Annotated in this window: 12 protein-coding genes; 4 read left to right on the plus strand and 8 right to left on the minus strand. The window is 50.8% G+C overall.

Features of this window, described 5'->3' with window-relative positions; all coding sequences use genetic code 11:
* Positions 1-18: 18 nt before the first annotated feature.
* Positions 19-1551: a mercuric reductase gene (locus GS601_RS09670; RefSeq protein ID WP_162423071.1), complete on the minus strand. Its 1533-nt coding sequence runs from the start codon at positions 1549-1551 to the stop codon at positions 19-21.
* An 89-nt stretch (positions 1552-1640) separates the two neighbouring features.
* Positions 1641-2372, minus strand: coding sequence for a TVP38/TMEM64 family protein (locus tag GS601_RS09675; RefSeq protein ID WP_338017003.1), 732 nt, complete (start codon positions 2370-2372; stop codon positions 1641-1643).
* A 196-nt stretch (positions 2373-2568) separates the two neighbouring features.
* Between GS601_RS09675 and ureE the strand changes: the two genes are divergently transcribed.
* Positions 2569-3003 carry an urease accessory protein UreE gene (ureE, locus tag GS601_RS09680; protein WP_338017004.1) on the plus strand — a complete coding sequence of 145 codons (435 nt, stop codon included), beginning with the start codon at positions 2569-2571 and terminating at the stop codon, positions 3001-3003.
* On the plus strand, positions 2987-3691 hold the full coding sequence (locus GS601_RS09685) for an urease accessory protein UreF (protein ID WP_162423073.1): 705 nt from the start codon (positions 2987-2989) through the stop codon (positions 3689-3691). Before ureE ends, GS601_RS09685 begins: the two co-directional genes overlap by 17 nt.
* A gap of 28 nt (positions 3692-3719) precedes the next feature.
* Here the strand turns inward: GS601_RS09685 and GS601_RS09690 are convergent, their stop codons facing one another.
* From GS601_RS09690 to GS601_RS09700, 3 genes are all read right to left on the minus strand, one after another.
* The gene (locus GS601_RS09690) at positions 3720-4799 is read right to left on the minus strand and encodes a response regulator (protein ID WP_162423074.1); all 1080 of its coding nucleotides are present in this window, start codon (positions 4797-4799) and stop codon (positions 3720-3722) included.
* Positions 4800-4913: 114 nt separating this feature from the next.
* A complete protein-coding gene (locus GS601_RS09695) occupies positions 4914-5498 on the minus strand; it encodes a GAF domain-containing protein (RefSeq protein ID WP_162423075.1) in 585 nt (194 codons plus the stop codon).
* Positions 5495-6229: a DUF3891 family protein gene (locus GS601_RS09700; RefSeq protein WP_162423076.1), complete on the minus strand. Its 735-nt coding sequence runs from the start codon at positions 6227-6229 to the stop codon at positions 5495-5497. Before GS601_RS09700 ends, GS601_RS09695 begins: the two co-directional genes overlap by 4 nt.
* A 527-nt stretch (positions 6230-6756) precedes the next feature.
* Between GS601_RS09700 and GS601_RS09705 the strand changes: the two genes are divergently transcribed.
* Positions 6757-8235 carry an alpha-amylase gene (locus tag GS601_RS09705; RefSeq protein WP_162423077.1) on the plus strand — a complete coding sequence of 493 codons (1479 nt, stop codon included), beginning with the start codon at positions 6757-6759 and terminating at the stop codon, positions 8233-8235.
* 65 nt (positions 8236-8300) lie between these two features.
* Here GS601_RS09705 and coaBC read toward each other — a convergent pair whose 3' ends face one another.
* The 3 genes from coaBC to GS601_RS09720 all read right to left on the minus strand — a co-directional run bounded on the left by coaBC (position 8301) and on the right by GS601_RS09720 (position 10626).
* Positions 8301-9551, minus strand: coding sequence for a bifunctional phosphopantothenoylcysteine decarboxylase/phosphopantothenate--cysteine ligase CoaBC (coaBC, locus tag GS601_RS09710; protein WP_162423078.1), 1251 nt, complete (start codon positions 9549-9551; stop codon positions 8301-8303).
* An 83-nt stretch (positions 9552-9634) separates the two neighbouring features.
* Positions 9635-9847: a protein IsiD gene (isiD, locus tag GS601_RS09715; RefSeq protein WP_162423079.1), complete on the minus strand. Its 213-nt coding sequence runs from the start codon at positions 9845-9847 to the stop codon at positions 9635-9637.
* 143 nt (positions 9848-9990) lie between these two features.
* The gene (locus GS601_RS09720) at positions 9991-10626 is read right to left on the minus strand and encodes an alpha/beta hydrolase (RefSeq protein WP_162423080.1); all 636 of its coding nucleotides are present in this window, start codon (positions 10624-10626) and stop codon (positions 9991-9993) included.
* A gap of 222 nt (positions 10627-10848) precedes the next feature.
* On the opposite strand from GS601_RS09720, the gene purH reads away from it, so the two are divergent.
* Entirely contained in the window at positions 10849-12396 is a 1548-nt protein-coding gene (gene purH, locus GS601_RS09725; RefSeq protein WP_162423081.1) for a bifunctional phosphoribosylaminoimidazolecarboxamide formyltransferase/IMP cyclohydrolase, read from the plus strand.
* Positions 12397-12589 lie beyond the last annotated feature (193 nt).

Below are 12589 nucleotides of genomic sequence, written 5' to 3' on the forward strand. Positions count from 1 at the left end.
CTGAATACAGTCCAAGCTTTAAGAAAGTTTAGCCAGGATGCCAAGCAGTTTTTGACTCGTGGGCGTCAGCAACGTGCGGCGGTAGGCATCGGCGGCTTTTTTGATCGCTTCGGCTTGGGTGGGGTAGGGATGAATCACGTTAGATAAAGTATTGAGACCACATTTACCCGCGATCGCTAGGGTGATTTCGCTGATCATTTCGCCCGCATGACGCGCCACGATCGTGGCTCCCAAGATCCGATCAGAGCCTTTTTTGTGCAAAATTTTAACAAAGCCATCCGTCTCGCCATCTGCGATCGCGCGATCCACATCTTTCAACGAAATCTTGATCGTTTCTACCTCAATCCCTTGGTTTTGGGCGTCTTGCTCATAAAGCCCTACATGAGCAATTTCGGGATCGCTGTAGGTCACCCAGGGCATCACCAAATCGCTCAGCTTCGAGCGACCGATGCCAAAGGGAGAAAAGAGAGTGTTTTTGATCACAATTCGAGCCGCCGCATCTGCTGCATGGGTAAATTTCCAATCCATGCAAATGTCCCCCGCTGCAAAGATGCGAGGGTTTGTCGTTTGCAGATGATCGTTAACCTTAACGCCAGTGCGTTTGTCATACTCAACCCCAACCTCTTCCAGATTCAACCCTTCTACGTTGGGCGATCGTCCGGCTCCGAGCAAAATCTCATCGACGGTCAGGGTGCTCAGCGCTCCATTTTGGCTAAAGTGCAGCACTTTTCCCGCTTGCGATCGCTCGACTCGTTCTAAGGTTGCACCCAAGACCAACTGCACGCCTTCTCGAATCAAGGTTTGTTGCACAATTTCTGCTGCATCTGCATCCTCGCGATCGAGAATATGAGCATTTTTGTGCAGTAAGATCACATCCGAGCCGAGCCGATGGAACGCTTGAGCCATCTCACAACCGATCGGACCACCGCCAATCACCGCAAGACGTTGGGGACGCTCGACCAGCGAAAACACCGTTTCATTGGTCAAATAGCCCGCTTCAGCTAATCCCGGAACAGACAGATTGGCGGCTCTTGCCCCCGTTGCGACTACCGCTTTCTTGTAGCGGAGGGTCTGATTTCCCACCCCCACGGTTTGATTTGCGCCAAATTTTGCCTGTCCTAAAAAGACATCCACGCCCAATTTCTGAAACCGCTCGACCGAATCGTTGTAACTGATCCCGGCTCTCAGCTTCCGCATCCGCTCCATTACCGCCCCAAAATCAACCTCTACCTGATCCGGCGGCATCACCCCAAACTGCCTCGCCTCCCAAAACTCTGCCACCACCCGCGATGAGCGAATCACGCACTTAGACGGAACGCAGCCCACGTTCAAACAGTCACCGCCCATCAGATGCCGTTCAACCAGTGCCACCTTTAGCCCCAATCCTAATCCGGCAGCACCAGCCGCTACGACTAGCCCTGCTGTGCCTGCCCCAATCACGACCAAATCGTAGCGATCGACCGGGGTAGGATTTGTCCAATCTGCGGGATGCACTTGGGCAATGAGACGCTGGTTATAAACATCCATTGGAGAGACAATAGTCTGCGACATAATAAGCTCCTGTCAGCCAGATAAAAATACAGAGTAGTGCTTTAGATAAACGGTATTTCAGGTCGGGGAGTTAGTGCTAATTCTGCTGGTCAACCTTGTGCCTGATCGAGATTGGCAGTTTGCTGAAGGGCTTTGCGCGCAATCCGAGTGACATAGAGCGTCACCACAACGGTTGCAATTAATCCCACAATCCGAATAATCCATTGCACTCTTTGGGCTTCTGGGCTGGTCTGAGTTGAGGCACCCAGCATTGCCAAACTCCCTGCCAGAGAGCCAATATAGACATACATAATCGTGCCGGGAATCATGCCGATGCAACCCAAGACATAATCTTTGAGCGACACTTGAGTAACACCAAAAGCGTAATTGAGTAAATTAAATGGAAAAATGGGAGACAAACGAGTTAAGACAACAATTTTTAGACCTTCTCTAGAAACAGCTTCGTCAATAGCTTTGAATTTGGTATTTTCAGCGATTTGGTTAGAGACCCAACTACGAGCTAGATAACGCCCAACGAGAAAAGCGAGTGTCGCGCCGATGGTCGCACCAATGAATACATAAAGCGAACCCCAAACAACACCAAAGATAACGCCAGCACCTAAGGTTAAAATCGATCCAGGAACAAAACACACAGCCGCAAGAGCATAGATGCCAATGAATACGATGACGCCCGTAGCACCAAGGCTTTGAATCCACAGTAAAGTATTTTGAAGCACTTGTTGAATGTTAAACTGCTTTGCAACAATGATGACTAGCGCGATCGCGATCGCAGCGATCGCAACTTTAACCCAAGAGCGGAACGACTGAGGTTTAAGGTTCACAATCTTCTCCAGAATAATCGGGACTTGCAACTAGCGGCAGGAACTAAGCAATAGGCTTATTGTGGTGAACGAGTCTGAGAATTTGCTGAATAACCGATGAATCCTCATAAAACTTATGACCGTGACCCCTACTCTAAACAAATCTAAATTATCTAATATCTTAATTAAGCGGCGGAATAGGGAGGGGAGAGCCTTTGTGATTGTGTTTACTCATCGGTTGGCGGTTGTGCCTCACGGAAAAGCTCACTATCGGTTATCCCTCACGGCTGAAGAACGACTGCGATCGCGCTATCTTTGCCGAGGGGAGGATGGGCAATCGGTCTATCTAAATTTGCCAAGAGGAACAACGCTTAAAGATGGCGATTGGCTGCAATCCGATTCGGGCGATATTGCCCAAATTTGCGCCAAACCAGAACCTGTCCTCACCGTAACGGCAAAGACAGCTTTAGAACTCTTGCAAGCGGCATACCATCTTGGCAATCGCCACGTTTCTCTAGAAATTACAGATAGCGCACTGAAGTTATCTCCTGATCCCGTCTTGCAAGACTTACTCAAGCATCGGGGGTTGCACGTTGTCGAAGAAATGGTACCGTTTCAGCCAGAGACCGGAGCCTATGGACATTCACACTAAAGCAAACGCTGGGGAGACTCATGCTCAGAACATCCGGCTTTTGCGCCTGCTTCAGCTTGCCAGCCCAGTGCTGCCGGTAGGGGCATATAGCTACTCAGAAGGGATCGAGTCGCTGGTGCAAAAGGGCACAATCTCTAGTGCCGACCAGCTAGAGCAGTGGCTGGTTCAAGAGTTGCAATATGGTGCAGTGCGGCTTGAAGCCGCGATGATGCTGCGATCGCACCGCGCCACCGTTGCTCAAGATTTATCTGTCCTAGAAACCTGGAATCAGTGGTTATCTGCCGCCCGTGAAACCGAGGAACTGCGATCGCAAAGCTTGCAAATGGGTCGCTCTCTGCTCCGCCTTTTTCAAGCCCTCTCGCCTGACTTTGCCCCGGTTCCCTCAGATCCGTGTCACTTTGCGATCGCATTTGGTCTTGTTGCTGCCGCGTGGCACATCGAAACCCCGTGGGCAACCCTCGGCTACCTCCACAGTTGGGCAACCAACCTTGTTAGCGCCGGGATCAAGCTGATTCCGCTAGGGCAAACAGCCGGACAGCAGTTGCTCGTAAATCTAGACCCAACGATCGCCCAGGCGACACAAGACCTGCTTAGCCTGCAAGATGAGGACTTGAGCAGCAGCGGTTGGGGGCTAACGCTCGCTAGCATGTCGCATGAAACGCTGTATAGCCGCCTTTTTCGCAGTTAATCCCCACACTCACAGCGCCGCGCGGAGCCTAATGAAAGGGCAGGAGAACGGTGAATGTGCTGCCTTTCCCCACGGCTGAATCTACGCTAATTGTGCCATTGTGAGCCTGCACAATTCGGCGAGACAGATGCAACCCTAAACCGCTTCCAGACCGCTTGTGCTTGCCCGAATTGAAGCTCTCAAACAACATGCCTTGCTCATCAGGAGCAATGCCGGGTCCTGTATCTATCACTTCAAGTTTGAGAGCAGCCGCCAAAGACATTCTGCCTTTAGAAAATTTGACGGTCACCAAGCCTTCATCGGTAAACTTAATGGCATTACCGATCAAGTTGGTTAAAACCCGGCGCAACTCCAAGCGATCGCCCTTGATCACAAACTCTTCAACAGCACCAGATTGCTCTAGTTTGAGCGCCAAGCTCTTGTCGATCGCCAGCGGCGACAATTCCTCAACTACCTCTTGGGCTAGCTCTCCTACATTTACAGGGGCAAAGGTCAGGGTTTTGCGCCCTGCCTCGTAGCGATAGACCTCCAGCAGCAAATTCACCATCGTCAGTAAATTTTGATTGCTGCGAACCATGATGGCGATCGCTTCTTGCACATCACTCGACAACTCGCCCATCACCCCTTGAGACAACAGATCCAGCATCCGGTCAGCCGCCACAAGGGGTGTTCGCAAATCGTGAGTGAGGCGCGAGACAAAATCTTCTCGCTGGCGGGCAATTTGATCTCGCTCATCGACACTATGCTTGAGGCGCAACAACGCCCGTACCCGCGCCAAAAGCTCATCAAAGTGAACGGGCTTCCGAATAAAATCGTCTGCGCCAGTGTCTAGCCCTTGTGCCACACTGGGCTGATCGTATGCCGTGGTCAGCAAAATGGGCATAAAGGGAAGCGCGCTGTTGTCGCGAATTCGACGAGTCACCTCATAACCATCCATTCCAGGCATCATCACATCGAGCAGCACCAAATCAGGGGGAAGCTGCTCAATTTTGTCTAAGGCTTCTCTGCCGCTTTCTGCAAGCTCGACTTGGTAGCCTTCGTCTTGGAGAATCGCTTGGATCAGCAAACAATTATCGGGTGTGTCGTCTACAACGAGGATTCGATCCACTGTACAAGTTTAGGTAAAGGTCTGCAATGGGAGGTGCGCTACTGAAAAGCGCAAATCTAACGTATTAGGGTTCAAGTGTAATAAACACTACTTTTGTAGGATCTAACCTCATTCCTACGGGCGATTTTTCACGATTTCTGTAGCATGAGAGTTGACGTAGTTAACGGCGATCGGGGTAATGCTCTGCACCACTTGCTCGATCACCGCCTGTTCCGAGTCTGTCCAGGCGTGCGGTTGCCGCATAAAACAAGGTTGCAGAACGCCCCACAGTTGGTTGTCGCTATGCAGATGAGCATGGATCAGGGCGCGGTGCCCAAAATTTTCCCGCTCAAATTGCCGATTTAACTGATCAGCACTGGCAGTTTCAACGTCGTCAATAAATATAGAAGGATCGAGCCTTAAGGCAGCCGCAAACAGCGGATCTTCGCCAGTAAATAAGCAGGTCGGTTCGGGTTTCCAGGCTTCGTCGTAAACAACAGGCACATCAGCCGAGCGAACCCAACAAAACGGAACTCTACCCAGGCACGTTTGGGGTTGCCGGAGATATAGAAAACAGCGATCGCATTGCAAAAAGTCTGCGATCGCGCCCATCAACTCTGACAACAACACATCAGACGAGCCTTCAGAACGCTTTACCAGTCGCTCACAATCTAATCGTTCAACAATTTGACGGGGCAAATCAGCCGGGTCTACATTCATGGTTTACTTTTGATAAACGTCCACTCCACCAAGTCGCGCGGCGCAATTTTCAGCGCTTCTGTCAAGCTGGCATTGTCATCAAATTTTATTTGCTTGAGGTAAGAAACTTCAACATTCACCGTAAAGCGATCGGTTTCAAAACACCACGGCTCAACCGTGATCAGCCCATCTGCAAACTGCCGAATGTCGTAGCGTTTGCCGTCGTGGGCTTTGCTAATTTCAAGGGCGCGTTCGTCGTCGGGAAGCTCACCTTGGCAGAGAATCAACGAGCAGCGATCGCACCACTGCATAAAATCGTAGGCGCTAGAGGCGTCTTCTTGAGAAATTTTTAGTTCTTTACACCATCGCTTTTGAGCGGCACGTTGCTCATCTAAAAATTCGTCTGCTTCTTTAGAGGTGCCGCGCTGCGAGGCGTTGAGTCGTGACATGTGCATCGAGGTCAGCAGAGCAACCCATCGACCCCGATAGAGTGAATCCTCCAAATGCTTTCTCATTTGCGGAAACGAGGTCTCCTGGCTTTGCGTAAAGTCCATCGGCGCACCCGCTTTTGTCAGATTGTTTTCCTGCCACTCTTTTTCTAAGTCGTCGTGGTGAGAAATAGCGGATATCGTTTCATACAGTCTAGGTGGGGCGTCTTTTCTCCGCCATTGCCCTGCAATTTGGGCCGCCAATAACGCATGGGCACGGTGATAAATTACCTGCCATCCCGTTTGAGTTGGATGTACGATCATAAAAACTAGATTAGAGATTAATTAACACTTCTTAAAAGTGTAGTAATGGCGACACAACGGTGAAATCTACCCTACGATCAATACCGCTTTAGCGGGGTTTGCTATTAGATTGCCGCGCCGGATTGTGCAGCACATCGGGCAAATGTTCAATCGGGTAAAACTGGATTTTTGCGCTTCGGCAGATCTAGACGAGAGGTTAACAAAATTGGGTTTCGGCAACTTTTGTAGAAGTTGGCTCAGCAGATTGGAACCAATTTATTAACTCCGTAAATTCCAGATTTAAGACTGACGCCATCCCTCAAAAGCTTTAACCCAAACCCTTCTTTCGCAAATCTATCTTGTGAATGATATCCCTTGCCAATACTCTGCTGATAGATTATTAAGCACTGTTGAATTATTTTTCGTGCAGATTTAGCTTTTTGCCGTAGAACTACGAAGGAGCGATTTGCAGTAGCGATCGCACCTTCCTCGTGCTTGCTTAGCAGCAACGATTTATTCACCACAACTCAACATCTGGAGAAACTAGCGTGTCATATCAGAAAGGCGCGATGATGCAGTACTTCCATTGGTATCTTCCCGACGATGGGAAGCATTGGGAGAAGCTCAAAGAGCAAGCTCAAACATTGGCTGACAAAGGCTTTACCTCGCTTTGGCTCCCCCCTGCCTATAAAGGTGTGGGCGGCAAAAGCGAAGTTGGCTATGGTGTCTACGACATGTACGACTTGGGCGAATTTGATCAACAAGGCTCGGTTCGCACCAAGTATGGCACTCGTGAGCAATATTTAGATGCACTCAAAGCACTCAAAGCAACCGGCATTCGCGCTTATGCCGATATCGTGTTTAACCACATGATGGGCGGGGATGGCATTGAAACCGTAAAAGCAACGCCCTATCCCCGTGACAACCGCCTCAACCCCAAAGGCGACCTGCACGAAATCAACACCTACACGCACTTTACCTTCCCTGCTCGCCAAGGCAAGTACTCCTCGTTTGAGTGGCACTGGTTTCACTTTGATGCCGTAGACTACAACGCCAACAGTCCAGACGATCACTCTACCATCTACGTGTTTGAAGGCAAATCGTTTGACGACTACGTTGCCCTTGAGCAGGGGAACTTCGACTATCTGATGGGCTGCGACTTAGATTTTGGCGAAGAGTCTGTTCGCCATCAGCTAGCTGAGTGGGGGAAATGGTATGTCGAGACAACGGGCGTAGACGGATTTCGGATCGACGCTGCTAAACATATTTCTGCGTGGTTCTTCCCAGATTGGCTAGCAGCGGTAAACCAGGTTGCTGAAGAGCCGTTGTTTGCCGTAGCAGAGTACTGGGAAAACAGCGTTGAAGCCTTAGAAGCTTACATCCATAACACGCAAGGTAAAGTCGCGCTGTTTGATGTTCCGCTTCACTTCAATTTTCACACGGCTAGTCAAGAAAGCGAGCACTATGACATGCGGCAAATTTTTGACAACACGTTGGTCAAAGCGCAGCCAATGTTTGCTGTTACGTTTGTTGCCAACCATGATTCTCAAGCTTTGCAAGCGCTAGAGTCGGTGGTAGAACCGTGGTTTAAGCCGTTAGCCTATGCGCTAATTTTGCTGCGCCAAGACGGCTATCCGTGTGTCTTTTACCCCGACTATTATGGGACAGAGTATGAAGACGAAGGGCAGGACGGGCAAAACCATAAGGTGATTATGCCATCGCACCAGTGGCTGATTGATAAATTCTTGTATGCCCGCCAGCACTACACCTACGGCGCTCAATACGATTACTTTGACCATCCCAACACAATCGGTTGGACTTGTTTGGGAGACGAAGAGCACCCCCACCCCATGGCAGTGCTGATGAGCAACGGGGCAGAAGGGACAAAATGGATGGAAGTTGGTAAGCCAAATACCACCTTTATCGACCTGACCGAACATATTGCCGACCCTGTGCAAACGAATGAGAAGGGCTGGGGTGAGTTTAGCTGTGACGGGGGTTCGGTTTCGGTATGGGTTGAGGCTTAGAGCCGCACTCAAAAGGTCTGTAAGCCCAGTCTAGGCGCTAGTTTGGGCTTTGCAGCATCTTGATCTCAGATTGGCTCATCGGCGATCGCTTGAACAAAGCTCAGCAGGCGATGAGCCATTTCTAATTTGCTGCACACGGGAATGCGAACCTGACGACCTGTCACATCGATCAGCATGGCTTGATTGGTGTCGCTCCCAAACCCGCTACCCGGTAAATCTATCGGATTTGCCGCGATCGCATCTAAACCCTTACGCGTGAGCTTTGCGATCGCAGGCGTCACATAATCTCCGGTCTGTGCCGCAAAGCCGACAAATCGCTGATGAGGACGCCTCCCCTTCACCAACTCTGCCACAATGTCAGGAATCGGTTCTAGGGGTAACGCTCTTGGCAACTGCGTTTTTGGCAACTTCTGCCCATGGTAAACGGCAGGCTTCACATCGGCGATCGCCGCAGACATGATGATCCAATCGGCATCGGGGGCGTGGGTTGTCATGGCGCGGTGCATCTCGGCAGCACTGATGACTGAAATCAGCCGAATTGACTTGAGCGGAGCCAATAGGTGAGCCTCGATCGGGGCATGAACCAGGGTGACAGACGCGCCTCGATGTTGGGCGGCTTGCGCGATCGCAATGCCCATCTTTCCCGTCGAGGGATTGCCAACAAACCGCACCGGATCAAAATGTTCGCGGGTGCCCCCAGCGCTGATCAAAATTGAGGTGCCGACCAGATCGCGATCGCCGTTTGTCTTCAGCATCGAGTAAATGTGAGGCAAGAGTTCTTCGGGTTCTGCCATCCGCCCTGTGCCCCTGCGATCGCACGCCAACATTCCTTCCCCCGGATTGGCATAGTGATAGCGCAAGTCTGTTAAAAGCTGATGCCAATTACGTTGGACACTGTGTTGCTCCCACATGTCCGTATTCATTGCCGGAGCCAGCAACACAGGACAGGTAGACGCCAAAACAGCATTGGTCAACAAATTGTCTGCCATGCCATAACTTAGCTTTGCCAGCGTGTTAGCCGTTAACGGTGCAATTACAAACAGGTCTGCCCATTCACCGAGTTCGATGTGGAGCGGGCGATGGACACTTTGCCCAACAACGACGGCACCGTGCGCTGGGTTCCAAAACTCATCGTCGGTATAGGCAGGGTGGCGGCTCAGAGTGGCAAAGGTGAGAGGAGTCACAAACGCTTTTGCAGACTGCGTAAGAATCACCCGCACCTCTGCCCCAGATTTTGCCAAGGCTGAAACGAGATGGCACACTTTGTAAGCTGCAATGCCGCCGCCAATGCCAAAGAGAATGCGTTTACCTTGCATCGGTTAACAGGAAATAGACTGACATAAAAAACCGCCCGACACACGAGCGGAACCCTGAAAAAATGGGCGACAAGACCCCAACGCTATGCCTCATCGTAGGCTTCCAAATCTAGCAGATGGAGATAAGGCTCAACCAGTTCGGGACGCTGAAATGCGATCGCTCTGAGCAAGTGCCAATCTTCTAGCCCATCAAACACACTGCTGTAATCGTCTTTTTCCAACCGAACTGCCAACGCCTCAATATCTGACTCTGTGAGCTTAGCCACGTCGAGTTCTGTGTATTTGAATGTTTGCATGGCTTTTACCTCTCTAAACCCATCCGCTACGGTACGAAACGTTTCCAACAGATGGCTGACCCCTGCCTAAATTTTACTCCAGCTTGCTCAGTTGAAACTCAGAGTAAAGGTTTCGTTAATTTACGACCCTCAATTTGTCAAGGTCAGGTCAAGATTTTTTCGATGAAGGTTTGCATTTCATGGAGCACAAGGGGAGAAATTTCGTGCCCCATATCAAACTCTCGGTAGTCTACAACTGCGCCGAGCGCTTCAAGCTGCTGATGGGCCAGATGAGATGCCTTGAGCGGCACAACCGCATCTTGGCGACCATGCACCATGAGGATCGGCGGATAGCTGGGCTGAGCCAAAATTGCGCCATGAAGATAGCCACTCAACACCATCAGCCCAGCCACAGGAAGTTGTGTGCCCACATCCAGGGTCATGGCTCCCCCTTGAGAAAATCCGCCCAAGATGGTGCGAGACAAGGGCACTCCTGTAGTCGATTCTAGCGAGTAAAGCCACTCTGTAAGGCGCTGGCGGCTCGTTTTTAGATCGGCTTGCTGAGTAACATCTCGCTCAAAGGTCATGATGTTGGAAAGGTCGTACCACATCTTCCCGCCGTTGCCATAAGGATGGGGAAATGGCGCATTTGGCAAGATAAACTGGCTGCCCGGCAGGTTGAGTAAAGAACACAGAAAGGCGACATCTTGAGCATTTGCGCCCCAACCGTGGAGGATGACCACTAAGCCCGTCGGGGCGTAACCAGATTTTGGAGGAAGTGCGATCGCTGACAAAGACACGGATTCACCCTACTAATTTACTGAATCTCATCTACTGAATCTCATCTACTGAATCTCATCTACTGAATCTCATTTACTGAATCTCATTTACTGAATCTCATCATAGGAGGTAGGAGCAATCTGCTATCTTTATTTAGATTTTCCTTAGGTTTTTCTTCTACCCTACAATTTGATCTTCCTCTATTCTGAGGAGTAACGCTGTACGACAGGAAGTTTAAACTCATGGCACGTCTAGCTCTGCTGAGCGTCTCAAATAAAACTGGGCTAGTTGACCTAGCTCAGAGTTTGGTAGAAGAATTTGGGTTTGACTTGATCAGCAGCGGAGGAACCGCAAACGCTTTGAAAGAAGCGGGTTTACCGGTCACCAAGGTTTCAGACTACACTGGGTCGCCAGAAATTTTGGGCGGACGGGTGAAAACCCTCCATCCACAAATTCATGGGGGCATTTTGGCACGGCGAGACGAGCCGCAAGACATCGCAGATTTAGAAGCCCAGCAGATTCGCCCCATCGATCTAACCGTGGTCAATCTCTATCCGTTTGAGGCAACGATCGCCCAACCCAGGGTAAAGTTATCAGACGCGATCGAGCAAATCGATATTGGCGGTCCTGCCATGATTCGCGCTTCGGCTAAAAACTTTGCCCATCTGACGGTGCTTTGCAACCCAGATCAATACGACGCTTATCTAGACGAACTGCGCCAACATCGCGGAGCCACCTCCCTGCCCTTTCGGCAAGCCTGCGCGCTGCAAGCCTTTAAACATACCGCAAGCTACGATCGCGCCATTTCGACTTACCTGGAAAACCAAGGAGCCACATTCAGCGATCTCCCCAACCCGTTTACCCTGACCGGAGACCAAGTGCAAACCCTGCGCTATGGCGAGAATCCTCATCAAGCGGCGGCGTGGTATCGCCAGGGCACAACGCCAACCGGCTGGGCATCTGCCACAAAGTTGCAGGGAAAAGAACTCAGCTACAACAACTTGGTTGATTTAGAAGCCGCGCGATCGATTATTGCCGAATTTACAGATAGCGATCCGGCAGCAACCATCATCAAGCACAACAACCCCTGCGGCTCTGCCATGGGTGCAACGCTGCTTGAGGCTTACGAAAAAGCGTTTGCCGCAGATTCGACTTCGGCTTTTGGTGGAATTGTGGCGATCAATCGGGCGATTGATGCCCCCACCGCAACGGCAATGATGAAAACCTTCTTAGAATGCGTGGTAGCTCCCGGATGTGAGCCAGAGGCAGAAGCGATCTTGCAGGCAAAATCGAAAGTTCGCGTCTTGATTTTGCCCGATCTAAAAACCAGCGCACCAGAGCAAATCAGCGCGATCGCAGGGGGCTTTTTAGTCCAAATGACCGATGATATCTTGGCTGACCCCACCCAGTGGAACCTTGTCACCGAGCAGAAACCCACGCCTGAGCAACTCGCCGAACTGCTGTTTGCCTGGAAAATTTGCAAGCATGTGAAATCGAATGCCATTGTGGTGAGCCGAGATCGTACCACGATCGGCATTGGGGCAGGACAAATGAATCGCGTTGGCTCGGTCAACATTGCTCTCGACCAAGCCGGAAACGCCGCCAAAGGAGCCATTCTTGCCAGCGATGGCTTTTTCCCGTTTGACGATTCGGTTCGCACTGCCGCCGCCGCTGGAATTAGTGCGATCGTGCAACCCGGTGGCAGCCTGCGCGATCAAGATTCGATCGATGCTGCTAACGAACTCGGACTTGTGATGGCGATGACCGGAACCCGCCATTTCTTGCACTAACGACTTTAGTAGTCTGTCAAAGTTGAAATGAGAGACAAGGAGTGAATGGGTTAGAGGGTCGATGGGTAGATGGGTCGCAGTAATCCACTCATTCACCCCTCCACTCATTCACCCCTCCACTCAACGTTGACAATCCACTAGGCAGGCTAATCCCGAAGAGGTAGGTTATGCTAAGTTTTATTACTTTTCTTCC

Source organism: Myxacorys almedinensis A, assembly GCF_010091945.1.
In the GTDB taxonomy this organism is placed as follows: Bacteria; Cyanobacteriota; Cyanobacteriia; order Leptolyngbyales; family Leptolyngbyaceae; genus Myxacorys; species Myxacorys almedinensis.

Coding starts and splice junctions, on each gene's coding strand:
- GS601_RS09670 (WP_162423071.1), bottom strand. CDS start 1,551: ATGTCGCAGACTATTGTCTCTCCAATGGATGTTTATAACCAGCGTCTC.
- GS601_RS09700 (WP_162423076.1), bottom strand. CDS start 6,229: ATGATCGTACATCCAACTCAAACGGGATGGCAGGTAATTTATCACCGT.
- coaBC (WP_162423078.1), bottom strand. CDS start 9,551: ATGCAAGGTAAACGCATTCTCTTTGGCATTGGCGGCGGCATTGCAGCT.
- purH (WP_162423081.1), top strand. CDS start 10,849: ATGGCACGTCTAGCTCTGCTGAGCGTCTCAAATAAAACTGGGCTAGTT.
- GS601_RS09685 (WP_162423073.1), top strand. CDS start 2,987: ATGGACATTCACACTAAAGCAAACGCTGGGGAGACTCATGCTCAGAAC.
- GS601_RS09695 (WP_162423075.1), bottom strand. CDS start 5,498: ATGAATGTAGACCCGGCTGATTTGCCCCGTCAAATTGTTGAACGATTA.
- isiD (WP_162423079.1), bottom strand. CDS start 9,847: ATGCAAACATTCAAATACACAGAACTCGACGTGGCTAAGCTCACAGAG.